Origin of the sequence: Streptomyces sp. NPDC088817 (assembly GCF_044750345.1) — a bacterium.
GTDB lineage: Bacteria > Actinomycetota > Actinomycetes > Streptomycetales > Streptomycetaceae > Streptomyces.
Window position 1 is genome coordinate 211,846 of sequence record NZ_JBIVJN010000009.1, and the last position, 25,967, is coordinate 237,812.

Sequence of the window (25,967 nt, forward strand, 5' to 3'; positions counted from 1 at the left end):
GTCACCCGGCGCGGTCGCCCGTCACCTGGCCGGGGAGCACCGGTGTGCGTGGCGCGGCGGGCCAGCCGTCGGTGGCCTGCGCGACCGCCCCGGACAGGGCCGTCCCCGGGTCTCCGACGCCCTCGGGCAGGGCGAGCTCCGCCCAGATCACCTTTCCGTGCGGGGAGTAGCGGGTGCCCCAGTGCTCGGTCATCTGCGACACCAGGAACAGACCCCGGCCGCCCTCCTCGGTCGTCGCCGCGTAGCGCAGATGCGGCGAGGTGCTGGTGCCGTCGGACACCTCACAGATCAGCGTGCGGTCGCGGATCAGCCGGACGTGGATCGGCGCGCCTCCGTAGCGGATGGCGTTGGTGACGAGCTCGCTCAGCACCAGTTCCATGCTGAAGCCGAGCTCGGACAGGCCCCACTCGTCGAGGGTGCGGGCGGCAGCGACGCGGACCCGGGCGACGGCGGCGGGGTCGGGCGGCACGTCCCACTCGGCGACCCGGTCGCACGGCAGCGCCCGGGTGCGGGCGATGAGCAGGGCGACGTCGTCCTTGGGGCGTGCGGGCAGCAGCGCATCGAGGACGGCCTGGCAGCTCTGCTCCGGCGAGCGGTGGGGGTGGCCCGCCAAGGCCTGGCGCAGCATCTCCATGCCGACGTCGAGGTCCCGTCGGCGGTCCTCGACGAGCCCGTCGGTGTACAGGGCGAGCTGGGTGCCCTCGGGGAGCTCCAGCTCGGCCGTGCGGAACGGCATGCCGCCCAGGCCGAGCGGCGGACCGTGCGGCAGGTCCGGGAAGGTGACGTCGCCGTCCGGGCTGATCAGCGCGGGCGCGAGATGACCGGCGCGCGCCATGGCGCAGCGGCGGGTCACGGGGTCGTAGATCGCGTACAGGCAGGTGGCTCCGACGACGGCCGCGGCGGCGCCGGTGGAGGCCTCGTCCTGGTCGATGCGGCCGACGAGGTCGTCCAGGTGGCTCAGCAACTCGTCGGGGGGCAGGTCGAGTGTGGAGAAGTTGTGCACCGCGGTCCGCAGCCGTCCCATGGTGGCGGCCGCGTGCAGACCGTGCCCGACCACGTCCCCGACGACCAGGGCGACCCGTCCGCCGGGCAGCGGGATCACGTCGAACCAGTCACCGCTGACACCCGACTGGGCGGGCAGATAGCGGTAGCCGACCTCCAGCGCGCTCAGCTCGGGCAGGGCCCGCGGCAGCAGGCTGCGCTGCAGGGTGACCGCGAGGGCGTGCTCGCGGGCGTAGCGGCGGGCGTTGTCGATGCTGACGGCGGCCCGGGCCACCAGTTCCTCGGCCAGGGACAGCTCCTCCTCGTCGAACGGGCCGCGCTCCTTGCAGCGCCAGAAGTTGGCCATGCCGAGGACCACACCGCGGGCCTGGATCGGGGCCGAGATCAGCGAGTGGATGCCGTAGTCGACGATCGCCTCGGCGCGTGCCGGGTCCTGGGCGTGCCAGCCCTGGGCCGACGCCAGGTCCGTCACCAGTTCCAGGTGGCCGGTGCCGTAGCTGCGTGCCTGGGGCGTGGACGGCAGGAAGTCGATCAGCCGGCCCTTCTCGTAGAGCGGCGAGTCGTCCTGGACACCGCGTACGGCGATACGGCGCAGGCCCGTCGCGGTACTGGCGGGCTCCTCGCCCTGGAGCACGCCCTCGGCGAGGTCCACGGAGACGTAGTCGGCGAAGCGGGGGACGGCGACCTGGGCGAGTTCGTCGGCCGTGCGGGCCACGTCGAGGGTGGTGCCGATGCCCAGTCCGGCGTCGTAGAGCAGTTCGAGCCGTTCCCGGGCGACCTGGGCGCGGCCGGAGATGGCCTGGAGTTCGGTGGAGTCGCGCAGGGTCACGACCGTCCGCCGTCCGCATCCGTCGCGGTGGGTGGGCCGCTGGTTGACGGCCAGCAGGCGGGATCCGGCGAGGTGCACCTCGTCGGTGGCGGTGCGGCCGGAGGTGAGCAGTGCGACCGTCTCGGGCTCCAGCGTCGGGAGGTGCGCCACCTGCCGGCCCTCGGCGTCCGAGGGCAGGTCCAGCAGCCGCTTGGCCTCGTCGTTCGCCAGCAGCAGCCGCCCGTCGTCACCGAGGATGAGCACCCCTTCGCGCACGGAGTGCAGTACCGCGTCGTGGTGGTCGTACATGCGGGTCATCTCGTCCGGGGCGAGGCTGTGGGTCTGCCGCCGCAGCCGCCTGCCGACCAGGGCCGTCACGCCGGTGGCCAGGCCCAGCGCCGCCGCCCCGGCGCCCAGGATGATCGGGATCTGCCGGTTCACCTGGCTGGTCACGTGCTTGACCTGGAGACCGGCGGAGACCAGCGCCACGACGCGGCCGCCGTCCCTGATGGGAACGGTGGCCTGTACCTCTTCGCCGAGCGGCCCGTGGACACTCTCGGTGTAGACGTCGCCTGCCAGCGACGGCCCGATGGTGCCGACGAAGCGCTGCCCGATGCGGCTCGGCAGGGGGTGGGTGTAGCGGATGCCGTTCGTGTCCATGACGACGATGAAGTCGACCCCCGCGGACCTGCGCGCCGACTCCGTGAGGGGTTGCAGCACCTTCGACGGGGAGGGCGTCCGCAGTGCGCTCACGACGCCCGGGGAGTGCGCGAAGGTCTGCGCCACGGCCACGGAGCGGCGTTTGGCCTCGGCGTTGATGTCGCGCTGCGACTGGAGGACGAGGGAGAAGACGGCGAAGGCCACAAGCAGCGCCACCAGCGCCACCTGCAGAACGAACACCTGTCCGGCGACGCTTCGCGGGCTCTTTCCCAGCAGCGAGCGCAGCGATATACGTCGAAGACGGGTAAAACGGTCTGCCATCCGGCATTTGTAACATCCGCCCTCCCGTATCGTCACGGCTTTCACGATTGATCGTTCGGCAGGGGCGGGTCCGGACCGTGCGAGGAACCCTCGGATCGCGGAATTCCCGGCGGGTGAAAGCGCTGTCCCCGACGGCGGGGAGAATTTCCGCCGAGTCGGCGTCGACCGACGGCGCCCGGCCGCGAGCCGTCCACGGAGAATCACGGAAAGTAGCCGCCCGCGGGCCAACCGCGCGATCACCGCGGCCGGGTGCGGCCGGCCGGGCCGGCACCGGCGGAGGCGTACCGGGGGCTGACGCCAGCGGTGGGCGCTACGCCGGGGCCCGAGACCGGCGCCTGGGCGCTACGCCGCGGGCCGACTGCGCGATCACCGCGGCCGGGTGCGGCCGGTGCGGCGGCGAACGGGCCCGCCGGGCCAACGTCGGCGAAGGCGTGCCGGGGCTGTGCCCGAGGCCGGCGCGTGGGTGCTACGCCGCGGGCCAGGTGCGCAGCATCGTGTCGAGGCGGTCGAGGATCCAGGTCCACGTTTCCTGGGGGGCCGGGGCGCTGTGGTCGAAGCCGCCGGCCAGTTCGAGGCTGACGTAGCCGTGGAAGACGCTGCCGAGCAGCCGGACGGCGTGGGTCTCGTCCGGCTCGGTCAGGTCGTAGCCGCGCAGGATCGCGCGGGTCATCTGCGCGTGCCTGCCCCCGGCGCTCGCCGCGGCGGTCTCCGGGTCAAGACGCAGGCGCGCGGCCGCATAACGGCCGGGGTGCTCCCGGGCGTAGTCGCGGTAGACGTTCGCGAAGGCGGCGAGGGCGTCCTTCCCGGCCCGCCCGGCCAGCGCGTCGGCGGCCCGTTCCGCGAGTTCCTCCAGGGCGAGCAGGGCGATCCGCGTCTTGAGGTCCTGGGAGCTCTTCAGGTGCGAGTACAGGCTCGCGGCCTTGACGTCGAACCGCCGGGCGAGCGCCGAGACGGTCACATGCTCGAAGCCGACCTCGTCCGCCAGCTCCGCTCCCGCCCTGACCAGGCGTTCCGTGGTCAACCCCGCACGCGCCATGCCGCTCCTCCCACCCGAGCCCACCAAGAACCTGAAGTCATTGAACATATGCCTAAGCCCCTTAGGCAAACGGGAGGGCACTGAGTCCGGCGTGAATACCAGCATTGGCATGGACCTGTTCAGTCAGTCCCGCTAAGCTGCTCCCCGACCCGGTTGAGAGCGCTCTCAGGTCGCGGTAGTTCCACCCCGTGTTCCACCCCCACCTCGTTGGAACGACGAAGGGCACCCCTGTGAGACGCACCAAACTCCACCGCGTGGCCGTTGCCGCGCTCGTCCTGCTCGGCAGCTGGGCCATGGCGGGCGCCACCCCGGCCGGAGCGGCGACCCCCGCCGCCGCACCCTCCGCCTCCCCCGGCCTGCTCCAGGCGATGCAGCGTGACCTGGGACTCTCCCCGCAACAGGCCGAGGCGCGCCTGGCAGCGGAACGCACGGCCACGGCCGTGGAACCGAAGGCCCGCGCGGCCGCCGGCTCCGCCTTCGGCGGCTCGTGGTTCGACAGCGAGAGCGGCCGCCTCACCGTGGCCGTCACCTCCGACGCCTCCGACTCGACCCTGCGCGCCGTCCGGACCGCCGGTGCCGAGGTCCGCACCGTCCAGCACAGCGCACGGCAGCTCGACACGGCCAAGGCCCGCCTCGACAGCACGACCGCCCCGCAGGGTGTGAGCGGCTGGCGGGTGGACCCGAAGGCCAACACGCTGGTCGTGGACGTCGTCGGCGCCGCGCGCTCCGACAACGATGTCCAACGCTTCCTCTCCAAGGCCCGCGCGGCCGGCCCCGTCACCGTCCGCACGGTCTCCGCGGCGCCGCAGACCTTCGCCGCGGGCACGGTCGGCGGCGACCCCTACTACACCGGCAACGTCCGCTGCTCCATCGGCTTCTCGGTGTACGGCGGCTTCGTGACCGCCGGACACTGCGCCCAGGCCGGCGCAGGGGTGAGCGGCTGGGACGGCTCGTACATCGGCAACTTCCAGGGATCCTCGTTCCCCGACAACGACTACGCCTGGGTCAGCGTCGGCAGCGGCTGGTGGACGGTCCCGGTCGTCCTCGGCTGGGGCACCGTCCCGGACCAGCTGGTGCGCGGCTCCGCCGTGGCTCCCGTCGGCGCCTCGATCTGCCGCTCCGGCTCGACGACGCACTGGCACTGCGGCACCGTGCTGGCGCGCAACGAGACCGTCAACTACAGCCAGGGCGCCGTGCACGAGCTGACGAAGACCAGTGTGTGCGCCGAACCGGGCGACTCCGGCGGCTCCTTCATCAGCGGTGACCAGGCCCAGGGCGTCACCTCCGGAGGCTGGGGCAACTGCTCCAGCGGCGGCGAGACCTGGTTCCAGCCGGTCAACGAGATCCTCAACCGCTACGGACTGACCCTGCACACCGCCTGACCCGCACCGACCAGGGGGCTCCGGCAAGGCTCGGCCGGGGCCCCCTTCACGGTGAGACGACGGAACGCGCACGCAGCCGAGTGACGGCTCGCGCGGTCAACCGGTGCCGGCCGCCTTGCGGAGCCTGTCCCGGGCGACCCGGGCCGCCGCGTACCCGGTCCCCGCGACGAAGCGCATCATCGGCCCGAACATCGGGGCGGCGAGCGACCCGGTGAAGTACAGACCCGGCACCGACGACTCGAACCCCGGGCTCAGCCGCGGTGCGCTCGAACCCGGCACCTGCCTGAGCGCACGGCGCACCGCCGGCGACAGGAACGGAACGGCGTCCAGGTCCAGACGGTAACCGGTGGCGGCCAGCACATGGTCGACGTCGAGCGCCTCCGCCACGCCACCCGGCCCGGCCACCTCCAGCCGCACGACGGACCCGTCGGTCCCGGCCCGTACGACCCGGCACGAGGTGCGCACCGGCACCACGCCCTCGACCCGGTCCCGCAGCCACCATCCGCCCGACGGCCGCAACGCGCGCCGGAACAGCAGCAGCCGGGCCGCGGCCGGCAGATGCCGCACCCCGCCGGGAGCCCGGCAGACCGCGGCCAGGATCCAGCCCGTGCCCAGGGGCGAGGCGGGCCTGCCGATCCGCCGCGTCCAGGACCGGGCCTGCTCCGGGGCCGTCCCCCACAGCACCCCGTTCTCCCGTACCAGCACGTGCGCCCGGGCACCGGACTCGTGGAGCAGCGCGGCGCTCTCCAGGGCGGACTGTCCCCCGCCGACCACGGCGACCCGGAGGCCGGCGTACCGGGACAGGTCGGTGTGCTGGCTGGTGTGCGACACCGGCGCGCCGGGCCCCGGCCCTTCGGGCGCGAGGCCGCGCAACTCGCCTGGTATGTGGGCCAGTCCGTTCAGGCCGGTGGCCACGACCACGGCGGCGGCCGCGAGTTCCTGGCCGTCGTCCAGCCGTACGGCGAACCCCGCGCCGGATGTGCCCGGCTCGACCGCCGCGACCCGGGCCGACTCCACCTCGCCGACGTACTGCTTCTGGAACCACTGGCCGTACCGTACGAACACCTCGCACGGGATGGGCGTCAGTTCGGTCAGCTCCGGCTCGCCGTGCACCTGGAGGAAGTCCGCCAGCCGCCCGCCCGGCTCCGGCGCCGACAGGTCCACGGCGTCCGGCGTCGACTTCAGGAACATCCCGGTCGCCATGGCGTGCCGCCAACTGCCCATGACCTCACCGAAGACCCGTACCGGGATTCCCGCCCCGCGAAGGTGCGCGGCGACCGACAGCCCGTACGGCCCGGCGCCGACCACGACGACCGGAAGCGCCGGGCGCCCCGGCCGTGCTCCCCCGCGTGCAGGCCACGGCCCCGGAAGCGACTGCGTCATGCATCCCCCCGCTGGTCCCCTCGCCGCCTTCCCCAAGGCGGGCGTGACACTCCGGGATGTGCGCGCCGGCCAAGTGCCGCCGCACGTCTCCCCCCTCCGCCGCTCAGTGTTACCCACCGACCGCCGCCGGAATGCGATATGGGGACACGTTGCCAAAAATTGTCCCGAGTGTTGACCGGCCGCGCCCGCGCGTCCCACAGGGAAGGAGCACGAACACCCGGCTCCCGTCCTCGCGGCGGAGGACGGGAGCCGGGTGCCAGGACCTAGTGGTCCGTGGCGGCGGGAGAGCCGACCGCTGGTGGTGCGGTCATCAGCTTCCCGAACAGCGCCATGCAGGTGGAACAGTGTCCGGCCCGCTGCGCGCTCGCGCCGTCGACGTGCTGACCCAGTTTCTGTCCGCACAGGGTGGTGGTCGTGTGCTTGGCCATGACGTGCCAGACCAGAGCCCCACCGGGCTTCTCTGCTCCTGCACACATCTCATACATGATCGGCTCCACTCCCTCGATGGACGCCTCTCTCACTCAAGGAGACACCGGGTGGGCCATCTGCACGCAGCCACGGACGTCCATTCAGGTGAAAAACGCGCCCTGGGTGGTGCCATCATGGGGCGCATGCGAAAAAGCGGAGCGCTGCGGACAGCGGCCGTGGTGGCCGTCGGTGGGGCGCTGGCGATGTCGCTGACGGCCTGCGGCGGTACGGGCCACCGGCGCCCGGCCGGCCACGGCGGGCCGGCGGCGCACACGCCGGGCCGCGGGGCCCTTCCGAGCCGGGTGCCGGGCATCGGCGACCGCTTGTGGCATCGGGTACCGTCCGGGTCCCGCCAGGTGGTCGCCGTCTACGGAGCGGGGCCCGACTCCCCCGACGCGACGGTCGAGTTCTTCACCCAGCACAGCACGCACTGGGAGCGGGCGGGTTCCTGGCCGGCCCACAACGGCAGGAAGGGCTGGACGACGGACCATCACGAGGGCGACCAGCGCACCCCTGTGGGGGTGTTCACGCTGAGCGACGCCGGCGGCGTGCTCGAGAACCCCGGGGCGAAGCTGCCCTACACCCGGTCCGCCGCCTTCCAGGCTCCCCGGTCGTGGACGAAGAACACCTGGCACGACTTCGACTACGTCATCGCCATCGACTTCAACCGCGTCAAGGGCACACCGCCCAACGACCCCGCCCGCCCGGAGGGGCAGTCGAGGGGTGGCAGCATCTGGCTGCACATGGACCACGGCAGCGGCACCTCCGCGTGCGTGACCCTGTCCGAGCCGGCGATGCGTTACCTGCTGCGGTCCCTCGACCCGGGTCAGCACCCGGTGGTGGTCATGGGCGACAAGGCGGAACTCCGGGCCTGACGCCGCCCTGCGCGGCTGCCGGCCGCGGCCGTCTCACGGCCGTGCGACGTCGAGCAGCGCCATGCGGACGACGACACGCTTGCCCACCGGCTCGCGCCGCACCTCGAACCGCTCCACCACGGCCATCACGATCTCCAGACCGTGCTGGCCCACCCGCCCCGGATCGGCGGCCCGTGCCACGGGCAGCACCGGATCGCTGTCCCAGACCGCGATGTCCACGGCGTCCCCGACGATCCGCAGGTCCATCAGGATGGGGCCGGAAGCGTACTTGCGGGCGTTGGTGACCAGTTCGCTGACCACCAGCTGCGTGAGGTCCATGGCCCGGTCCGAGACCGTCAGTCCATGGCCGGTCCTGGCCCGGCTCAGGAACGCGGCCGCGAGATGGCGGGCCTCGGCGATGCACGCGCCGTCGCCGTCGAGGGCCGCCGCCATGCGTATCACGCCGGTATCCGGCGCCGACTCCGCGCCGCCGAGGAGGACGGATTCCATCCCAACCGCCTTCACCACCCTGTTCACGGCGTGCACATACCCCTCTTCCGGCCAGGCACGCCTCCGGCCGTCGTGTCTGCTTCGTCACACGTGCGACCCACCACCGCGACCCACCACCGCGGCGCGCCGAGCCCGGCGGCGACCGCGCTCACCGCGATCCCGCCGCGTCCACGAGCCGGACAGCACGGCGACAAGGTGCCGGATGCATCTACCGTTCGTGGTGCCGGTCGAGCGACGGCCTCGACGGTCGAGGGGAGCCCAGCATGGCCGAGGACACCGCGGAGCGGACAACACGGGAGCACGGGACGGTCGTCGCCCTCCGCGAGGTGGGCGTCCGCCGCTACACGACCGGACAGGTGATCCTCGACGACGTCGACTGGACGGTGCGTGCGGGAGAGCACTGGGCACTGCTGGGCGCCAACGGCGCCGGGAAGACCACGCTGCTGCGGCTGCTCGGCGCCCTGATGCACCCCACGACCGGCAGCGTCGAGGTCCTCGGCGAACTCCTCGGCCGTGTCGACGTGCGGGAACTGCGCGCGCGCATCGGGCACGTCACCACCGCGCAGCGCGTGCCCGCCGAACTCGACGCCCACACCGTCGTGCTGACCGGTCACACGGGCACGGTGCAGCCTCTGTGGCGGATGTACGACGAGGAGGTACGGCAGCGGGCCCGCGAACTGCTGGCCGAGCTGGACATCAAGGAGCTGGCCGACCGGCCGTACGGAGTCTGCTCGGGCGGGCAGCGGGCGCGCGTCCTCATCGCCCGGGCCCTCATGGCCGAACCCGCGCTGCTGCTCCTCGACGAGCCCTTCAACGCCCTGGACCTGCCGTCCCGCGAGGATCTGGTCGAGGCCATGCACCGGCTCGCGGAGGGACGGCCACGGCTCGCCACCGTGACGGTCACCCACCACCTCGAGGAACTCTCCCCCGCCGTCAGTCACGCCCTGCTGCTGCGCGAGGGCCGGATCCTGGCGCAGGGACCCGTCGAGGACGTGCTGACCGGGCCGTGGCTGACCACGTGCTTCGGCCGCCCCATCGAGGTCAGCCGGCACGAGGGCCGCTGGTGGGCCTATTCCGGGCGGCGGAGCCCCGGGAGCGCTTGAGTCGGGATCCCTCCGGTCCTTCGCACACGGCGGTCCGACGCCGCTTCCCTCTACCCGAAGTAACATGATCCACTTTGGCTCCGGGTTTTTTCCCAGTCACCTCGGACGTACCCGTGCCGTCCGACCCCCCGTGCGAAGGATCCCCCATGCCGTCTCCGGACGCTGCCCTGCAGCAAGCGCATTCCGACTATGAACACCACAAGCAGACCTGCCGCCAATGTCATGCACACGCCATGCCGTGCGCCGTGGCCAAGCACCTGATGCGCATCTACAACAACGCCCGAAGAGGCCTCGCCCGCGCCGAATGACGCCGAAGCCGGGTGACACCGCAGGGGGCGGCGGGGGCCGGTAGTCCGGTCCCCGCCGCCCCCTTCGCGGTCCGTGGCGTCGTCAGGCGGCGCTGCGCCTGATCCGGCGCAGCAGCACGACGCCCGCGGCCACGAGCACCGCACCGGCGGCCGCGGGCCACAGCTTGGCGCCGGTCTCGGCCAGGCTGCCCCTGACGGCCTGCGGTTCGGTCTGCGCCTGGGCCTGCGGTGCGGTCTGCGCGCCGGCCGCCGACTGGCCGTCTCCGCCGGGAGCCGGGGTGTAGGCGGGCGTGCCCACCTCGCCACCGGTCCCGGCACCCGTGGCACCCGTTCCGGCCTGCGGGGAGGTGTCGGCCTTGGGTTCCACCGCGCCGCCCGTGGGCTCCGCGGGCTTCTCCGCCCCGGCGCCGCCCTTGCCGGCCCCGGCCGCGCCGCCGTTGCCGTTGCCGCCGTTCCCCGCCGCGCCGGAGCCCCCTCCGGGCCGTGCGCCCGAGGTCTCCGCCGGCTTCTCCTGGGGCTCCTGCGGCTTCTCCGACTGCTGCGGCTTCTCGGGCTGCGCGCCCTGGTCGGCCCCGGCGCCGCACGTGCGGCCGCTGTTGATGCAGTCGACCATCCGGCCCATCAGGTCCTCGTCGAAGACGTTGATGAAGTCGCCGTGGTCCGTGCCCGGCTTGTGCAGCTGCTCGGGGAAGGAGTCCACGGCGAACAGCGGAGTGGTCGCGCCCCCGTCGTTCAGGCTCGGGGCGTCGACGCCGTAGACGATGCGCTGCACCAGTTGCGGGATCGCCCGGAATCCCTCCGGGCAGTTGCCGTCGCCGTCGGCGAACGCCACGTGCGTGCGGTGGTTGGCGCTGTCGGCGTTCCGGCCGTCCCAGCAGCTCTGGAACCTGAAGGTGCGCACCACGTCGCTGCCCTGGGGGCACAGCGGGTACTTGTCCTTCAGCTGCCGGTCCTCGAACCCGGTGCAGGACCAGGAGGCGTTGGCGTTGGCGGGGCCGTTGACGAACGCCTTGGCGTCACCGGTGATGATGCGCAGGAAGCGCGGCATCGCCGTCACCTTGCCGCGCAGGCTGCCCTCGAAGGACAGCGTGACCTGCTTCGGCGTCACGATCCTGCCCGCGTTGCCCTCGGTCCCGCCGCCGGGGGCGTCGGCGTCCCGCTCCCGGGTTCCGTCCTGAAGGCGCAGCACGGGCCAGTAGTAGGTCGACCTGTCGCCCTTGTCGTCGCAGCTCGTGTCCGCCTTCGCCAGGTCCTCGTCACTGGCGAAGGCGCTGTTGCCCTGGTTGCCGATGTAGTCGTGGAAGTGGTGGGCGCCGTTGGTGACGCCGGGGGCGACGATCACGTTGTCCGAGTTGAACAGGCCGCCCTTGTTCACTCCGCAGCTGGAGGCGAAGCTGCCGCGTGAGGCGTCCGCCCCCGCACGGGGCTTGCCGGCGTCGGGCTGCACGGAGTTGATGTCCGCGTAGTCCGCGGCCACGGGCCCGTTGCCGGCCGGGCCCTCGTCGGCGCCCTGTTCCGGCTCCTGCTGCCCGTCCTGCGGCCGGCTCTGGTCCTGGCCGCCCTGCTCCTCACCGGTCTGCCCGTCGCCGCCCTCGGTGTCGGAGGTGCGCAGGGCGCAGGCCGCGAGGTCGTCGAGCCCCTCGGGCCGCTCCCCGGCACGCCCGATCGCGTCGGCGATGCCGCCGATCGTCGCGGTCCGCTCCTCCGTGAGCGGACCGACGATCCCCTTGTCCACGGCGTCGACGTCGATCCGCCCGTCGCGCACCGCGTCCAGCATCTTCTGGTAGGCGCTCGCGATCTGCTGGTCCAGGACCGCGAGTTGCTCGTCGACGGTCGCCTTCGCGTCCTGAGGCACCTCGGTCAGCCGGGCGCCGACGTCCGGGCAGTCGATCGTGGCGCCTCCCGCCGCCGGGCTCTGCTTGCGGTCCCCCACCGACTGCACGGCCGACGTGTCCTCGGTGGCGGAGGCGTACACGTTGGCGACCATCAGCCCGCCTCCGCCCAGGATGAGCGCCATCGCACCGATGGTGGCGCGCCGTGGGCCCGTGGGTCGTCTGCGCGTGTTGCGTCTCACCGAACTTCTCCTACGCGTCGTGGCCGGCCGGGAATGCGATTCCCCCCCGTCCCATACGGAGTTCGGCCCGGGAATGTTCAGACGCCCCGCGGATTTCCCCCGCGTCGCGGATCCGGGCGGCGAGCGGTGGCGGCCCGCGCGAGCGGCGGCGCGGCGCGTCATGGATCAGCAGATGGCGCGAACGCCCGTTCGGCGAGCATGACGAAAGCCCCACTCCCGGTCGGGAGCGGGGCTCGTCCACGAGCGCCGGGCAGGCCTTGCACCTGCATCTCCCCGCAGGAAGCGGGGCGTCTTTCCTTGGACCACCAACGCACAGCCGATCACCGGGAGTTCCGGCGACGCGCTCAAGATCGAGCATAGCGCAGATGCCCGGCGGGGGCACGTCGCCGCGCGGGCCGCGCCTCATATCACCCCGTCACCAGGGCAATGGTTGCCGAGATCGCCAGACGCGCCGTGCCGGTTCTCGCACATATCGGCGCAAAACGTGTGTTATTCGACTCATGCACACATACTCGCGGCGCACCTTGCTCAGTGCCTCGGTCACGGCTGCCGCTTCGGGACTCCTGACCGCCTGCTCCGGGGCCGGCCCCCACGCGGAGCCCGGCCCGCACTCGGGGTCCGCGCCGGGCTCGGGGCAGACCGCGCGGGGCCCCGGGGCCGTCGACGGCTTCCGTCCGTTCGTGCCCAAGGGACCCAAGGGATACGTGAACCCGTCCGACCCGGAGGTCCTGGCCGCCGAACACAGGCGCGGGCGCGGGCCGGTACGCAAGTACAGGTTCACCGCCCGGGAGACGTCGTTCGACCTGGACGGCAAGACCGTGAAGACCTGGGCGTACGGCGACGAGATCCCCGGCGAGCAGGTCCGGGCCACCGCGGGTGACATCCTCGACCTCACGCTGCGCAACCGCCTGCCGGTGGGGACGACGCTGCACTCGCACGGTGTGCGGCTGCGCTGCGACATGGACGGCGTGCCGGACCTGACCCAGAGAACCATCAGACCCGGCTCGGAGTTCAACTACCGCTTCGTCGTGTCCCACCCCGGCACCTACCTGCTGCACTCGCACGAGGGCATGCAGCTGGACCGCGGTCTGTACGCACCACTGATCATCGACGACCCCAGGGAGCCCCTGTCCTACGACAGGGAATGGGTGGTCGTCCTGGACGACTGGGTGGACGGCCTGGGCGGCTCCACTCCGGAGGCCGTGCTCGCGCAGTTGCAGAAGGTCAAGGGGCCCGTTCCCCGCGGCATGCACATGGGCGGCATGGACATGCACGGCGGGGGCCACGGCGGCCACGGCGGACGTTCGGCCCCGCAGGGCTCGTCCCACGGCCCCGACCGCATGCTGCGGGCCGGACTCAGCCGCATCCTGCAGGGGATGGGCGGCAACGTCGACTACCCGTACTACCTGATCAACGGCTGTGTCCCGCACGACCCCTCGGTCTTCCGGGCCCGTCCCGGCGAGCGCATCCGGGTGCGGTTCATCAACGCGAGCGCCGACACCGCCTACCGGGTCGCACTGGGCGACCACGAGATGACGGTGACGCACACGGACGGCTACCCGGTCGATCACATCACGACGGACTCGCTGCTCATCGGCATGGCGGAGCGGTACGACGTCGTCATCACCGCCGAGGACGGGGTGTTCCCGCTGGTCGCGCTGGCCGAGGGCAAGGACGCGCGCGCCCTCGCCGTGCTGAACACCGGAAGGTCGAGGGACCTGCCCCCGCCCTCCGTCCACATCGACGAGCTGGACGGGCGCCTCCTGCTGGCCCACCAGCTGACCGCGGACGACTCGGTGACGTTCCCCGACGAGGAGCCGGACCGCGAGATCCAGATCAAGCTGACCGGCAACATGAAGTGGTACGACTGGAGCTTCGACCGCCGGCCGTACTCGGTGGAGCAGCGGCATCCGGTCCGTCAGGGCGAGCGGGTCCGGATCACGTTCCACAACCGCACCGGCATGTGGCACCCGCTGCACCTGCACGGCCACACCTTCGCCCTCGTCGGCCCGGACGGCAACGGCCCCCGCAAGGACACCGCGATCGTGCTGCCGCAGGACAAGCTGGTGGTGGACTTCTACGCCGACAACCCGGGGCTGTGGATGCTCCACTGCCACAACCAGTACCACTCCGAGTCGGGAATGATGACCATCCTCGGCTACCTCAAGTGACCGACGGGCCCGCCCGGCCGCCGCGGACACCGCGCGCGGCCGGGCGGGCCCGCTTCCTGGGCCGGGCACGGCGGACCGTCACTCATTCGCGACTGGAACCCGCCGCTCCTCCGCCCCGCGCCCGGTGTCACCCCATCGGCGGGTCCTGGCGCGCGGGGAGGGCGCCGGGGCTTCGATCCTGACGTGGGATGACCGCCGTCCGAGGGTGTCCGCCGCGCGGGTGGCTCCCGAGGACCTGGCCGCCGGAAGGGCGGGTCGCCAATGAGGCTTGTCGTCGATCTCAACAAGTGCCAGGGATACGCGCAGTGCGCGTTTCTCGCACCGGGCGTGTTCACCATGCACGGCGAGGAGTCGCTGGTCTACAACCCGCGGCCCGGCACGGAGCAGCGGGAGAAGGTCGCCCGCGCCGTCGCGGCGTGCCCGGTGCAGGCGATCACGGCCGAGGGACTGCCCGAGACGGGCGGGGAGCCCGTCGGCGCCGGGCGGGGAGCCTCCGATGCCCGCTGAGGCGTTCCACGAGTGGCTCAGACGCGAGGGCCGGATCGTGATCGTGGGTGCCTCGCTGGCGGGCCTGCGGGCCGCCGAGACGCTGCGCGCCGAGGGGTTCGCCGGATCGCTCACCCTGATCGGTGACGAGCCCTACGAGCCGTACGACCGTCCCCCGCTGTCCAAGGCGGTACTGCTCGGCAAGGCGTCCCCGGACCACACCGAGCTGCCCCGGCGCCGGGACGTCGACGCGACCTGGCGGCTCGGGGTCGCGGCGACCGGTCTGGACATGGCGGCCAGGCGGGTGCGGCTGGCCGACGGCGACGAGGTGCCCTACGACCGGCTGCTGATCGCGACCGGCGTGCACGCCCGGCCCTGGCCGAAGGAGGAAGAGGCCCAGCTGGACGGGGTGTTCGTGCTGCGCACCCGGGACGACGCGGCCCGTCTGCACCGGCGGATGAAGGCGCCGCCGCGCCGGGTGCTGGTCATCGGCGCCGGCTTCACCGGTTCGGAGATCGCCTCCGCGTGCCGGGACCAGGGCATCACGGTGACGGTCGCGGAGCGGGCCGGCGCTCCCCTGGTGGGCGCGCTCGGCGGGGTGATCGGCGCGGTGGCCGCGGAGCTGCACCGGGAGAACGGGGTGGACCTGCGCACCGGGATCATGGTGACCGGTCTGGAGGGGGACGCGACGGGCCGGGTGCGGGTCGCTCACCTGTCCGACGGCAGTTCCGTCGAGGCGGACGTGGTGGTGGTCTCGCTGGGCGCGACCCGCAACACCGGCTGGCTGGCCGGCTCGGGGCTGGGTGCGGGTCCGCGCGGCATCGCCTGCGACGCGGGCTGCCGGGCCTTCGACTTCCGGGGCATCGTCACCGACGACGTCTTCGTCGCGGGCGACGTCGCCCGCTCCCCGCATCCGCTGTTCGGCTACCAGTTCCTGTCCCTGGAGCACTGGGGCAACGCCGTCGCCCAGGCCGAGGTGGCCGCGCACAACATGATCAGCGACGCCGCCGACCGGCGCCCGCACATGTGGGTGCCCGCGTTCTGGTCCTCGCAGTTCGGCGTGAACATCAAGTCGGTCGGCGTACCGTCCCTGGGCGAGGAGGTCATGATCACCCAGGGGTCGCTGACCGAGCGGCGGTTCGTCGGCGTGTACGGGTACCAGGGCCGCGTGATCGCCGCCGTGAGCTTCGACAACACGCGGTGGCTGGAGTTCTACCAGCGGCTGATCGAGACGGGCGCGCCGTTCCCGGTGGAGTTCCCGACGGTGGACCGCCGCCCCGAGGGCCGCAAGCCGGTGCCGGCCGACTTCCCCGACCCGTCGCTGCCGACGCACGGCCCGACCGTGACCCTCAGCGGTTACTCCCCGGCCGACCGGCAACTGGTCTTCACGCCGTCCCGCCACTGAGCCGGCCCGGCTCCCCTCCCGGATCCGGGATCCCCGGACCTCCACGCCCCAAGGACCCGACATGACGCACGGCCCGCTCCTGCACCGGATCACCGACTACGCCAACCGCGCCGACCCGTATCCGCTCTACGAGGAGCTGCGCAGGACGCCGGTGCTGCACGAGGAGGAGGACGGCCCTTACGCCGTCAGCTCGTACTACGACATCCTCGGGCTGCTCCACGACCCCAGGGTCAGCTCGGACGCCACCAACCTCACCGCCGCCGGCGTGGACGAGCTGTCGGGACCGGAGGCCACCGGGCTGCCGCCAAGCTTCATCAGGCTCGACCCGCCCGAGCACGACCGGCTGAGGCGGATCGCCAACAGCTCCTTCGGCCCACCGCACCGGCCCGACCGTATCGACTCCATGAGCGGAGAACTCGGCGGGATCATCACCGAGCTCATCGACGGGTTCGGCGACGCGCGGGAGATCGACCTCGTCGACCAGTTCGCCTACCCGTTCCCGGTGACGGTGATCTGCCGGCTGCTCGGAGTGCCGCGCGAGGACGAGCCGCGTTTTCGCGCCTGGGTGGACCCGATCGTCGCCGCCCTGGACCCGGAGACCCGGCAGCGCACCGACGACGACGTGCAGCACGCCGCGCAGGAGGCCCGGATGCAGCTCGGCATGTACCTGGCGGGTCTGGTCGAGCAGCGCACCAAGGAGCCCCGCGACGACCTGCTGTCCGATCTCGCGGCCAGTCACGGCGCGGACGGGACCATGGCGATGATGGAGGTGCTTAGCACGGCGGTGCTGCTGCTGATCGCGGGCCACGAGACGACGGTCAACCTCATCACCAACGGGATGCTCACCCTGCTGCGCCACCCGGAGTATCTACAACGGCTGCGTGAGGATCCGGGACTGTCCGTCAGGATCGTGGAGGAACTTCTGCGTTACGAGCCTCCGGTGCAGCTGGTGCCGCAGCGCACCTGTATCACCGACATCGAGCTGCGCGGGGTCACGATTCCCAAGGGGGCGCGGATCTGGCTGATGCTCGCCGCGGGCAACCGGGACCCGGAGCGGTTCACGGATCCCGACCGGTTCGACCCCGACCGCGAGGACATCGAGCACCTCGGCTTCGGCAGCGGCATCCACATCTGCTTCGGCGCACCGCTGGCCCGGCGGGAGGCGCAGCTCGCGCTGGCCGAACTGGCCCGCCGCCTGGACAACCCCCGCCTGGTGGAGGATCCGCCGCCCTACCGGCGGAACGCGGTGCTGCGCGGCCCGCGCCATCTGAACGTCGCCGTCGACTCGGTGCGTTCGTAATGCGCCAAGAACCGGGAAAGTGTCTGGACAGATCTCAAAAACAGGACAAAATGGTATGCATCCCCCCACTGCCGCTTCAAGGAGCCGCCACGGTATGGCGTACGGAGCCGACCACAACGCGACCCCGCCTCCCCACCCCGATCTGGGTCCTGCCCGCGGCTGCGAGGCCTGCCTGGGCTGGGGGACCGTCGTCACCGATGACGGTCACCACGAACTGTGCGTCTCCTGCCAGCAGGACGCGGACGACGGCCCGCTCGACACGCGTACGCCCCCGCCCCGCACAAGTGGTACGTCGACCGACTCGGCCGTAGCGTCTTTTAGAAGTCAGGACGTCGTCGGCCGGGAGCGGACATGGGCAGACACACAGTGAGGACAGCGGTCGCGCTCTGCGCGGCGGGGCTGCTCGCGGCGAGCACGGGTACGGCCTCCGCCGCGCCGGCCGCCCCGCACGGGAACACGGACTCGCCGCACGCGGAGAAACGGACGGACGGGCAGCCGGTGCTGGTCGACTGCCTGTGGAAGCCGCGACAGCGGCCCGGCGCGTTCATCCTCGCCTGCGGTGACGGCAACAGCGTCCTGTCCGCCCTGCACTGGTCGCAGTGGAACGAACAGTCCGCGACGGCCAGGGGTTTCAACCTCGTCAACGACTGCAAGCCCTACTGCGCGGCCGGACGGTTCCACGACTACCCGGTGATCGTGCGGCTGGACAGCCCGGCCCCCTGGAAGAAGCGCCCGGAACTGCGGCACTTCACCCGGCTGAGCCTCGAGTTCCCGGCGGCCCGCCCGGAAGGCGCCGCACGCGTGGAGACGTATCCCCTCTGGGACTGATGCCCGTCACGGATTCTCGTCCGTGGTCGTCGGGACGCTTGCGAAGGTCCCGGTCTGGGCACTCGGGGGTCCCGGAGCCGCGGGTCCCCAGGAGGGACCGGACGCGACGGCCGGGTGATCACCCAGGCAAGGGGAGAACGTGACGTGACGCTGCGCATCGGGGCAGAGGAAGAGTTCCACGTGCTCGACGTGGAGAGCGGCCGGCTGGTGCCACGGGCCCACGCCGTACTGGACCGGCTGCGCGGGCCCGGTTTCACCGCCGAGCTCCAGCAGTCCGTCGTGGAGGCCAACAGCTCGGTCCACGACACACTCGACGACCTCCTCGCGGACCTGGCCCGGTCGCGGCGGCTGCTGGACACGGCGGCCTCCTCGCTCGGCCTGGCCACAGTGGCCGCCGGCACGGTGCCGCTGGCACGGGTCGGTTCCGGCAACATCACCGCCGGGGGCCGCTACCGGCACATGGCCGACGACTACCGCAGGGTCGCCGACGAACAGCTCATCTGCAGCGCGCAGGTGCACGTCGACATACCGGACCGGGACACCGCCGTACGCGCCATGTGCCTGGTCGGGCCGTGGCTGCCGCCGCTGCTCGCGCTGTCGGCCAGCTCGCCGTTCTGGCTCGGCGCGGACACCGGTTACGCGAGCTGGCGGACGATGCTGTGGCAGCGCTGGCCGACCGCCGGGCCGCCCGGCTGCTATGCCGACGCCGCCGCCTACGACGCCGCCCTGGAGGAGCTGATCCGCTCGGGCGTCATCGCCGACGCCGGCATGATCTACCACGACGTACGGCCCTCCGCGCACCAGTCCACGCTGGAGCTGCGGATCTGCGACGCCTGTCCGCGCGTGGAGACGGTCGTGCTGGTCGCGGGTCTCTTCCGGGCACTGGTCCTGGACGCCTGCGAGCGGCTGGCCCGCGGGGACGGCGGCCGGTGCGACGGCCACCACGAGTGGCTGCGGGCCGCCGCCTGGCGAGCCGCCCGCTCGGGCCTGGAGGGGCCGCTGGTCGACCCGGTCACCCGGCGCCCGGCCCCCGCGCCCGAGGTGCTGCGCGCCATGGCGACACGGCTCCGCCCCGCGCTGGAGGCGTCCGGCGACCGGGAGGCCGTGCACGAACTCCTCACCCGGGCCCTGGCCTGCGGCAGCGCCGCGCACCGGCTGCGGCGCGCGGCCGAGGAGGAGGACCTCCTCGCCAGCATCGACCTCATGGTCGCCGAGACCCGCGGCGCCACCGGTCCGCGCGCGGTCGCACCGGCCCGCCCTGTCCGCGCTCCCCGTCCCAGCCCGATCGCAGGCGCCGGAACCTGACGGGCCCTTCTCGTCCCGGCCCGACCCGCGTGCCGCCCCTACCGGCGGTGCCCGAGACCGTCCCAGGAGAGTGGTCAGCGCCATGTCACCCGTTCCCGCCACCGCAGCCACCGCCGACTGCCCGGCCGTCCCGGCCTCCCTCGGGGCGCCCCGCGCCTCCGGCACGGACGGCAGACCTCCCGCGGCGGCCGTCGAGGCCGTCGCGGAAGGGAGGTCCCTCTGATGTGCGGGCTCAGCGGCGAGGTCCGGTTCGACGGCCGGCAGCCGGGCCTGGCCGCGGTCGAGCGGATGACCGACCGGCTCGCGCCCCGCGGGCCGGACGGCCGCGGGGTGTGGTCGCAGGGGCCCGTCGCCCTCGGCCACCGACGGCTGAAGATCATCGACCTGACGGACAGCGGCGCGCAGCCGATGGCCGACCCCCGGGCACGCGTCGTGGGCGTGTTCAACGGGTGCGTCTACAACTACCGCGAGCTGCGCCGCGAACTGGCCTCGCGGGGCCATCAGTTCTTCTCGGAGTCCGACACCGAGGTGATCCTGAAGGCGTACGTGGAGTGGGGCACCTCCTGCGTCGAGCACTTCGTCGGCATGTTCGCCTTCGTGATCGTCGAGCAGGACAGCGGGCGGGTGGTCCTGGCCCGCGACCGGCTCGGCATCAAGCCGCTGTACCTCGCGGAGTCGCCGGGACGGCTCCGGTTCGCCTCCTCGCTGCCCGCGCTGCTGGCGGCCGGCGGGGTGGACACGTCCATCGACCCGTTCGCACTGCACCAGTACCTGAGCTGGCACGCGACCGTGCCCGCGCCCCGCACCATTCTCAACGGCGTGCGCAAGCTGCCGCCGGCCACCGTCCGGGTCGTCGAACCGGACGGCACGTACCGCGACCACCGCTACTGGCAGCCGGAGTACACGCGCCGCCCCGAGTACGCCTCTCTGAGCGACGAGGACTGGACGGAAGCGGTCCTCAAGGCGCTGCGCACGGCCGTACGGCGCCGGATGGTCGCCGACGTACCGGTGGGCGTACTGCTGTCGGGCGGCCTGGACTCCAGCCTCATCGTGGCGCTGCTGGCCGACGAGGGGCAGTGCGACCTGGCCACGTTCAGCGTCGGCTTCGAGTCCGAGGGAGGCGAGGAGGGCGACGAGTTCCACTACTCCGACCTGGTGGCTCGGCACTTCGGCACCGCCCACCACCAGCTGATGGTCCCCTCCGACCGGGTCTCGCAGGACCTCGAGGGTGCCGTCCTGGCCATGAGCGAGCCCATGACCAGCCACGACGTGGTCGCCTTCCACCTGCTGTCCGAGCAGGTGGCCAAGGAGGTCAAGGTCGTGCAGAGCGGCCAGGGCGCCGACGAGGTCTTCGCCGGCTACCACTGGTACCCGGCGATGGCCGGCGTGCCCCGGCACCGTGCGGCCGACGCGTACGCCGAGACGTACTTCGACCGGCCACACGCCGACCTCGCGCGCATCCTGGACCCCTCGGTGCTGTCCGGCCACGACGTCTGCGGCGACTTCGTGCGGGCGCACATGGCCGAGCCGGGCGCCGAGACCGCGCTGGACGCGGATCTGCGGCTCGACACCCACGTGATGATGGTCGACGACCCGGTCAAGCGGGTCGACAACATGACCATGGACTGGGGTCTGGAGGCCCGCGTGCCGTTCCTCGACCAGGAACTGGTCGAACTGGCCGCCGCCTGCCCGCCCGGGCTCAAGCTCGCGGACGGCGGCAAGGGCGTCCTGAAGGCGGCGGGCCGCAGGGTCCTGCCGCAGGAGGTCGTCGACCGGCCCAAGGGCTACTTCCCCGTCCCGGCGATCAAGCACATGGCCGCGCCGGTGCTGCTCCGCGTCCGCGAGGCCCTCTCCGCCCCCGAGGCGCGGGCCCGCGGGCTGTTCCGCCAGAGTTACGTCGACGAGCTGCTCGCCGCGCCGGACGCCCACCGCACCAAGCGCGGGGCGAACGCGCTGTGGCAGGTTGCTTTGCTGGAGATATGGCTGCAGACCCACGGAATCCGCTGACCGGCGAGCTCCCCGGGGCGCCCCCGCCCGGGGACGCGGGCGACACACGAGTGGACCGGCCCCGCACCGCTGACGCCGAGTACGGGGCGGATCCCGTGCGCGCCCCGTCGCCGGGGTGGGCGCCACGCGCGCGCGAGGGCCTCGCCGGCCACTCGTCGTCGGCGCCGGCCGTCCCCGGACAGGTCGGGCGCGGTGGGGCGCAGGCCGCGCCCGAGGTCGTGCTGGTGCCGGACACGGCGGTGCCGCTCGACGCGGTGCCGCGGGTCCTCGTCTCGCACGGATGCTGGTACCCCTCCGTCGACCCCGACGGCCGGAACGTCGCGTTCATCTGCGACCGGGGCGGGGTGCCCCAGTTGTGGGCGGGCCCGGTCGACGGCGACGACGTGCACCTGCTGGACACCGAGCCGGATCCGGTGACCGAGGTCTCCTGGTCGCCCGACGGCCGGTGGATCGCGTACACCACCGCGCCGGGCGGCAGCGAGCATACGCGCGTGCTGTGCGTACGCCCCGACGGCACCGGGCGGCGGGTCCTGGCGGGCGGCGAGCCGGGGAGTTCGGCGTACCTCGGCTGCTGGACGCACGACGGTTCGGCGCTCGCCGTGACGGTCGCCGAGGCCCCCGCGTACCTTCCTCCCCCGGTCGGGGCGGAGGCCGGCGCGGGTGCCGCCCCCTCCGGCTCGCTCGTGCCCGGCGCCGCCACGACGGTCCACCCGGAGGGCTGGACCGCGCGCGACGGCCGCGCCACCCTCCTGGGCACCCCGTCCCGGCCCAGGCCGCCGACGACCCGTGTCACCGGAGTCGACGCGGTCTCCGCCGCCGACAGCAGCACGGCCCCGGCCGAACCCACGCCACGGACCCTGTCCGCGTACCTCGTCGACCCCGACGGCTCGGCCGCCCCCGCACTGGTCGCGAGCGAACGGGACGCCGCCACCCTGCGCGTGTGCGACATCAGCCGGGACGGGCGGCTGGCACTGGTGCGCCGGGGACCGCGGGCCCGGCGGGAGGCCCTGGTGGTGCGCACCCGGGATCTGCGGGTGACCTGCGCGCTGCCCGTGGCCGACGGCGACCCGTGGATCGGCGCGTTCGCGCCCGACGGCCGTACGGTGTGGCTGCGCAGCGACCACGACCGCGAGCACGCCGCCCTGCACGCGGTCGCCCTCGACCGGCGTGGACGGCGCCTCGGCCTGACGGTGACCGCCCAACGCGACGGCAGCGGGCTTGAGTTGCTGGCCGTGGACCGCGACGGCCGCGGCGCCGTGCTGTCCTGGAACGTGCGCGGGGTCAGCGAGCTTGAGGTCGTCCCGCTGATCCCGGTGCCCGGAACGGCCCTCGGCCCGTCCCGTGCCGTGCCGCTGCCGCACGAGGTCGTCACCCGCGTCGCCGTCACCGCGGACCCGGACGCGCCCGTCGTCGCGCTGTCGGGATCGCTGCGCCGGCCGGGGGTCTGGTGGCTGCCGCAGGGCGCCGCGCTGCGCACCCCGTGGTCCTCGCGCGACGAGGACGTCGTCGCCCCCGGCGTCCACCGTCCCGTACGGCCGGTGCAGATGCGCCCCGTCGCCCGGGACGGACTGGGCCTCGGCGGCTGGTACTACCGTGCGCCGGGCCGCTCGCCGCGGGAGCCCGCCCCCTGTGTCCTGCATCTGCACGGCGGCCCGGAGGAGCAGGAGCGCCCGGTGTTCGACCCGCTCTACCACGAGCTGCTGGGCCGGGGACTGGACGTCTTCGCCCCCGATGTGCGCGGCTCGTCCGGTTACGGCCGTTCCTTCGTGGACGCCGATCTGGGCAGGGGCAGGTTCGCGGCGATCGACGACGTCGCCGACTGCGCGGCGCACGTTCTCCTGGAGGGCCTGGCCGACCCGCTCCGGCTGGCCGTGATGGGCCACTCCTACGGCGGCTATCTGACGATGGCGTCCCTGGTGTGGCATCCGGAGCTGTTCCGCACCGGTGTCCCGGTGTGCGGGATGTCGGACTTCGCGACGTTCTTCGCGGGCACCGAGCCGTGGCTGGCCCAGTCGGCCGCGCACAAGTACGGGCATCCCGAACGCGACCGTGAGCTGCTGCGCGCGCTGTCCCCGATGAGCCGTGTCGACGCGCTGCGGGTGCCGGTGCTGGCCGTGCACGGTGAACACGACACCAACGTGCCGCCGGGCGAGTCCGAGCAGTTCGTGCGGGCGGCCCGGGAGCGCGGGGTGGGGGCGGAGCTGCTCGTCCTGCGCGAGGAGGGTCACGACTTCCGGCGCGCGGACAACCGCCGTGCGTTCCGCAGGACCGCCGCCGACTGGATCCAGCGTCACCTGACCGGCTGACACGCGGGCGGCCCGCTTACGTCGGCCCCGTGTGTCCCGTGCCCGCGACCGCGCGGTTTCGGGCGCGCGCCCTCCGGGCACCCGTGCCAGGCTTGAAACGGGCGTGGGCGGCGGGCGGCAGGCGGAACACGGCGGAAGGGCGATCGAGGAGGTCCGGGACATGACCGAAGCCGGTACGTCGGCGACCGGTACGGGCGGAACCGCCCGCTGGGAGAACCAGTGGTACGGGCCGCTGCCGAACGTGGCGCAGGCGGCCGGATACGCCGACGCCCCGCCCCGGATGGGCTTCTTCACCGACACCTCCGTGTGCATCGGCTGCAAGGCCTGCGAGGTGGCCTGCAAGGAGTGGAACGCGGTGCCGGAGGACGGTCTCGAACTGACCGGCATGTCCTACGACAACACCCAGGGGCTCGGCGCCGACACCTGGCGGCACGTGGCCTTCATCGAGCAGCGCAGGCCGCTGGGCGGCGGTCGGGAGCCGGGGGCGGACGGCGCCGGTTTCGACGCGTTCGAGGCGGCCCGGCAGCTCGGTTCCACGCCCCCCACCGCGCCGGACCCGGCCCCGGCGGGCGCGCCGGCCGACGTGATCTCCCCGGTGTCGCCCGACGGGCGGACCGAGCTGCGCTGGCTGATGTCGTCGGACGTGTGCAAGCACTGCACCCACGCGGCCTGCCTCGACGTGTGTCCCACCGGGGCGCTGTTCCGCACCGAGTTCGGCACCGTCGTGGTCCAGCAGGACGTGTGCAACGGCTGCGGCTACTGCGTGCCCGCCTGCCCGTACGGGGTCATCGACCAGCGCAAGGAGGACGGCCGGGTCTGGAAGTGCACCCTGTGCTACGACCGGCTCGGCGTCGGCATGGAACCGGCCTGCGCGAAGTCGTGCCCCACCGACTCCATCCAGTTCGGCCCGCTGGACGAGCTGCGTGAACGGGCGGCGACGCGGGTGGCGCAGCTCCACGCGTCCGGCGTCACCGACGCCCGGCTGTACGGGGAGAGCCCGGACGACGGGGTCGGCGGCGACGGCGCGTTCTTCCTGCTGCTCGACGAGCCCGAGGTGTACGGCCTGCCGCCCGACCCGGTGGTCACCACCCGGGATCTGCCCTCCATGTGGAAGCACGCGGCGACCGCGGCCGTGTCGCTCGCGGCACTGGGCGTCGCCTCGTTCGTCAGGAGGCCACGGTGAGCGAATCCGACGTCACCCGTGAGGGCGTGACGGGGGCGCGGCCCGGCCGGGACGCCCCGGCCGGCGGCGGCAACGGGCACGGACGGCACCGGCGCCGCCGCGGGCGCGGCGAGCAGTCGATGGTCCCCGAGGCCCGGTTCTCCTCCTACTACGGCAAGCCGGTCCTGAAGAAGCCGACCTGGAAGTCCGTCGACATCGCCGGCTACCTCTACCTCGGCGGCCTCGCCGGGGGATCGTCGCTGCTGGCGGCCGGGGCGCAGGCCACGGGGCGGCACGCCCTCGCCCGGACGGCGAAGCTGGGCGCGGCGGGCGCGATCTCCGCCTCGCTGGTCGCGCTCGTGCACGACCTCGGCCGGCCCGCCCGTTTCGTGAACATGCTGCGCGTCTTCAAGCCCACCTCGCCGATGAGTGTGGGCTCGTGGCTGCTCGCCGGGTACGCGCCGCTGACGATGGCCGCCGCGGCCACCGACGTCGCCGGCCGCTACCGCGTGCTGGGCGCCGCCGCCACCGCGGGCGCGGCCGTGCTGGGGCCGGCGGTGGCCACCTACACCGCCGTGCTGATCTCCGACACGGCGGTGCCCTCGTGGCACGAGGGCTACCGGGAGATGCCCTTCGTGTTCGCCGGTTCCGGCGCCGGCGCGGCCGCCGGGCTGGCGCTGGCCTTCGTGCCGGCGGAGCAGGCGGGGCCCGCGCGCCGTATGGCGGTGCTCGCGGCCGGGCTGGAGACGGGCGCCTTCCGGCTGATGAAGCGCCGGATGGGCCTGGCCGCCGAGCCGTTCGAGCAGGGCGGGGCCGGGCGTCTGCTGCGGGCGGCGGAGCTGCTCACGGCGGGCGGCACCGTGCTGGCGGCGGTCGCGGGGCGGCTCCATCGCGGGCGCGCGGCGGCCGTGGCGGGCGGCCTGGCCCTGCTGTCCGGCTCCGCCGCGCTCAGGTTCGGCGTGTTCCACGCGGGCGTGGCCTCGGCGGAGGACCCCAAATACACGGTCGTACCCCAACGGGAGCGCCTCCGCACCGCCGGCGCGGACTGACGGCCCGGGAGAGGGAGAGGCAGGCGGTTTCACGCAGTA

General features: G+C 73.2%; 21 protein-coding genes. 15 read left to right on the forward strand and 6 right to left on the reverse strand.

Features of this window, described 5'->3' with window-relative positions; translation table 11 throughout:
• Window position 1: 1 nt before the first annotated feature.
• Together ACIP4X_RS19235 and ACIP4X_RS19240 are read right to left on the reverse strand one after the other, a co-directional pair.
• Window positions 2–2,791: a SpoIIE family protein phosphatase gene (locus ACIP4X_RS19235; protein WP_391455399.1), complete on the reverse strand. Its 2,790-nt coding sequence runs from the start codon at window positions 2,789–2,791 to the stop codon at window positions 2–4.
• 466 nt (window positions 2,792–3,257) lie between these two features.
• Window positions 3,258–3,827 (reverse strand): TetR/AcrR family transcriptional regulator, encoded by a 570-nt coding sequence (locus ACIP4X_RS19240; RefSeq protein ID WP_358732369.1) that lies wholly within the window; start codon window positions 3,825–3,827, stop codon window positions 3,258–3,260.
• Between the two features lie 230 nt (window positions 3,828–4,057).
• Between ACIP4X_RS19240 and ACIP4X_RS19245 the strand changes: the two genes are divergently transcribed.
• Window positions 4,058–5,209 (forward strand): S1 family peptidase, encoded by a 1,152-nt coding sequence (locus tag ACIP4X_RS19245; protein ID WP_358732371.1) that lies wholly within the window; start codon window positions 4,058–4,060, stop codon window positions 5,207–5,209.
• Between the two features lie 96 nt (window positions 5,210–5,305).
• On the opposite strand, the gene ACIP4X_RS19250 is transcribed toward ACIP4X_RS19245, so the two are convergent.
• Complete coding sequence (locus ACIP4X_RS19250; RefSeq protein ID WP_358732373.1) at window positions 5,306–6,592, reverse strand: FAD-dependent oxidoreductase; 1,287 nt, start codon at window positions 6,590–6,592, stop codon at window positions 5,306–5,308.
• Window positions 6,593–6,855: 263 nt separating this feature from the next.
• On the reverse strand, window positions 6,856–7,068 hold the full coding sequence (locus ACIP4X_RS19255; RefSeq protein ID WP_234375816.1) for a hypothetical protein: 213 nt from the start codon (window positions 7,066–7,068) through the stop codon (window positions 6,856–6,858).
• Between the two features lie 135 nt (window positions 7,069–7,203).
• Here ACIP4X_RS19255 and ACIP4X_RS19260 point away from each other — a divergent pair, with 135 nt between their 5' ends.
• The gene (locus ACIP4X_RS19260) at window positions 7,204–7,935 is read left to right on the forward strand and encodes a L,D-transpeptidase family protein (protein WP_358732375.1); all 732 of its coding nucleotides are present in this window, start codon (window positions 7,204–7,206) and stop codon (window positions 7,933–7,935) included.
• 33 nt (window positions 7,936–7,968) lie between these two features.
• Here ACIP4X_RS19260 and ACIP4X_RS19265 read toward each other — a convergent pair whose 3' ends face one another.
• Window positions 7,969–8,424: an ATP-binding protein gene (locus ACIP4X_RS19265; protein ID WP_391455395.1), complete on the reverse strand. Its 456-nt coding sequence runs from the start codon at window positions 8,422–8,424 to the stop codon at window positions 7,969–7,971.
• 263 nt (window positions 8,425–8,687) lie between these two features.
• Here ACIP4X_RS19265 and ACIP4X_RS19270 point away from each other — a divergent pair, with 263 nt between their 5' ends.
• Window positions 8,688–9,527, forward strand: coding sequence for an ATP-binding cassette domain-containing protein (locus tag ACIP4X_RS19270; protein WP_358732377.1), 840 nt, complete (start codon window positions 8,688–8,690; stop codon window positions 9,525–9,527).
• A gap of 146 nt (window positions 9,528–9,673) precedes the next feature.
• Entirely contained in the window at window positions 9,674–9,835 is a 162-nt protein-coding gene (locus tag ACIP4X_RS19275; protein WP_391455392.1) for a hypothetical protein, read from the forward strand.
• Between the two features lie 82 nt (window positions 9,836–9,917).
• Here ACIP4X_RS19275 and ACIP4X_RS19280 read toward each other — a convergent pair whose 3' ends face one another.
• Window positions 9,918–11,852: a DUF1996 domain-containing protein gene (locus ACIP4X_RS19280; RefSeq protein ID WP_391455389.1), complete on the reverse strand. Its 1,935-nt coding sequence runs from the start codon at window positions 11,850–11,852 to the stop codon at window positions 9,918–9,920.
• Window positions 11,853–12,409: 557 nt separating this feature from the next.
• On the opposite strand from ACIP4X_RS19280, the gene ACIP4X_RS19285 reads away from it, so the two are divergent.
• The 11 genes from ACIP4X_RS19285 to nrfD all read left to right on the forward strand — a co-directional run bounded on the left by ACIP4X_RS19285 (window position 12,410) and on the right by nrfD (window position 25,928).
• Window positions 12,410–14,080, forward strand: coding sequence for a multicopper oxidase domain-containing protein (locus tag ACIP4X_RS19285; protein WP_391455387.1), 1,671 nt, complete (start codon window positions 12,410–12,412; stop codon window positions 14,078–14,080).
• A 261-nt stretch (window positions 14,081–14,341) separates the two neighbouring features.
• Complete coding sequence (locus ACIP4X_RS19290; RefSeq protein ID WP_358732382.1) at window positions 14,342–14,587, forward strand: ferredoxin; 246 nt, start codon at window positions 14,342–14,344, stop codon at window positions 14,585–14,587.
• Window positions 14,577–15,971 carry an FAD-dependent oxidoreductase gene (locus ACIP4X_RS19295; RefSeq protein WP_358732383.1) on the forward strand — a complete coding sequence of 465 codons (1,395 nt, stop codon included), beginning with the start codon at window positions 14,577–14,579 and terminating at the stop codon, window positions 15,969–15,971. The genes ACIP4X_RS19290 and ACIP4X_RS19295 overlap by 11 nt, the downstream gene beginning before the upstream one ends.
• A 61-nt stretch (window positions 15,972–16,032) precedes the next feature.
• Window positions 16,033–17,271, forward strand: a complete 1,239-nt coding sequence (locus ACIP4X_RS19300) for a cytochrome P450 (RefSeq protein ID WP_358732385.1) — start codon at window positions 16,033–16,035, stop codon at window positions 17,269–17,271.
• A gap of 351 nt (window positions 17,272–17,622) precedes the next feature.
• Window positions 17,623–18,099, forward strand: a complete 477-nt coding sequence (locus ACIP4X_RS19305; RefSeq protein ID WP_358732387.1) for a hypothetical protein — start codon at window positions 17,623–17,625, stop codon at window positions 18,097–18,099.
• 144 nt (window positions 18,100–18,243) lie between these two features.
• Window positions 18,244–19,404: a glutamate--cysteine ligase gene (locus ACIP4X_RS19310; RefSeq protein WP_391455380.1), complete on the forward strand. Its 1,161-nt coding sequence runs from the start codon at window positions 18,244–18,246 to the stop codon at window positions 19,402–19,404.
• A gap of 82 nt (window positions 19,405–19,486) precedes the next feature.
• Complete coding sequence (locus ACIP4X_RS19315) at window positions 19,487–19,627, forward strand: hypothetical protein (protein WP_358732390.1); 141 nt, start codon at window positions 19,487–19,489, stop codon at window positions 19,625–19,627.
• Entirely contained in the window at window positions 19,627–21,411 is a 1,785-nt protein-coding gene (locus tag ACIP4X_RS19320; RefSeq protein ID WP_358732392.1) for an N-acetylglutaminylglutamine amidotransferase, read from the forward strand. Before ACIP4X_RS19315 ends, ACIP4X_RS19320 begins: the two co-directional genes overlap by 1 nt.
• Window positions 21,384–23,717 (forward strand): prolyl oligopeptidase family serine peptidase, encoded by a 2,334-nt coding sequence (locus tag ACIP4X_RS19325; RefSeq protein WP_358732394.1) that lies wholly within the window; start codon window positions 21,384–21,386, stop codon window positions 23,715–23,717. Before ACIP4X_RS19320 ends, ACIP4X_RS19325 begins: the two co-directional genes overlap by 28 nt.
• Window positions 23,718–23,877: 160 nt before the next feature.
• Window positions 23,878–24,900: a 4Fe-4S dicluster domain-containing protein gene (locus tag ACIP4X_RS19330; RefSeq protein ID WP_401349570.1), complete on the forward strand. Its 1,023-nt coding sequence runs from the start codon at window positions 23,878–23,880 to the stop codon at window positions 24,898–24,900.
• The gene (gene nrfD / locus ACIP4X_RS19335) at window positions 24,897–25,928 is read left to right on the forward strand and encodes an NrfD/PsrC family molybdoenzyme membrane anchor subunit (protein WP_401349573.1); all 1,032 of its coding nucleotides are present in this window, start codon (window positions 24,897–24,899) and stop codon (window positions 25,926–25,928) included. Before ACIP4X_RS19330 ends, nrfD begins: the two co-directional genes overlap by 4 nt.
• Window positions 25,929–25,967: the final 39 nt, after the last annotated feature.

What these genes read in the sequence shown, in the direction of transcription:
- ACIP4X_RS19260 (WP_358732375.1), top strand. Translation starts at nt 7,204, where the DNA reads ATGCGAAAAAGCGGAGCGCTGCGGACAGCGGCCGTGGTGGCCGTCGGT.
- ACIP4X_RS19315 (WP_358732390.1), top strand. Translation starts at nt 19,487, where the DNA reads ATGTCACCCGTTCCCGCCACCGCAGCCACCGCCGACTGCCCGGCCGTC.
- ACIP4X_RS19280 (WP_391455389.1), bottom strand. Translation starts at nt 11,852, where the DNA reads ATGGCGCTCATCCTGGGCGGAGGCGGGCTGATGGTCGCCAACGTGTAC.
- ACIP4X_RS19240 (WP_358732369.1), bottom strand. Translation starts at nt 3,827, where the DNA reads ATGGCGCGTGCGGGGTTGACCACGGAACGCCTGGTCAGGGCGGGAGCG.
- ACIP4X_RS19290 (WP_358732382.1), top strand. Translation starts at nt 14,342, where the DNA reads ATGAGGCTTGTCGTCGATCTCAACAAGTGCCAGGGATACGCGCAGTGC.
- ACIP4X_RS19330 (WP_401349570.1), top strand. Translation starts at nt 23,878, where the DNA reads ATGACCGAAGCCGGTACGTCGGCGACCGGTACGGGCGGAACCGCCCGC.
- ACIP4X_RS19250 (WP_358732373.1), bottom strand. Translation starts at nt 6,592, where the DNA reads ATGACGCAGTCGCTTCCGGGGCCGTGGCCTGCACGCGGGGGAGCACGG.
- ACIP4X_RS19325 (WP_358732394.1), top strand. Translation starts at nt 21,384, where the DNA reads ATGGCTGCAGACCCACGGAATCCGCTGACCGGCGAGCTCCCCGGGGCG.
- ACIP4X_RS19265 (WP_391455395.1), bottom strand. Translation starts at nt 8,424, where the DNA reads ATGGAATCCGTCCTCCTCGGCGGCGCGGAGTCGGCGCCGGATACCGGC.
- ACIP4X_RS19320 (WP_358732392.1), top strand. Translation starts at nt 19,627, where the DNA reads ATGTGCGGGCTCAGCGGCGAGGTCCGGTTCGACGGCCGGCAGCCGGGC.
- ACIP4X_RS19300 (WP_358732385.1), top strand. Translation starts at nt 16,033, where the DNA reads ATGACGCACGGCCCGCTCCTGCACCGGATCACCGACTACGCCAACCGC.
- ACIP4X_RS19275 (WP_391455392.1), top strand. Translation starts at nt 9,674, where the DNA reads ATGCCGTCTCCGGACGCTGCCCTGCAGCAAGCGCATTCCGACTATGAA.
- ACIP4X_RS19285 (WP_391455387.1), top strand. Translation starts at nt 12,410, where the DNA reads ATGCACACATACTCGCGGCGCACCTTGCTCAGTGCCTCGGTCACGGCT.
- ACIP4X_RS19305 (WP_358732387.1), top strand. Translation starts at nt 17,623, where the DNA reads ATGGGCAGACACACAGTGAGGACAGCGGTCGCGCTCTGCGCGGCGGGG.
- ACIP4X_RS19235 (WP_391455399.1), bottom strand. Translation starts at nt 2,791, where the DNA reads ATGGCAGACCGTTTTACCCGTCTTCGACGTATATCGCTGCGCTCGCTG.
- ACIP4X_RS19270 (WP_358732377.1), top strand. Translation starts at nt 8,688, where the DNA reads ATGGCCGAGGACACCGCGGAGCGGACAACACGGGAGCACGGGACGGTC.
- ACIP4X_RS19255 (WP_234375816.1), bottom strand. Translation starts at nt 7,068, where the DNA reads ATGTGTGCAGGAGCAGAGAAGCCCGGTGGGGCTCTGGTCTGGCACGTC.
- ACIP4X_RS19295 (WP_358732383.1), top strand. Translation starts at nt 14,577, where the DNA reads ATGCCCGCTGAGGCGTTCCACGAGTGGCTCAGACGCGAGGGCCGGATC.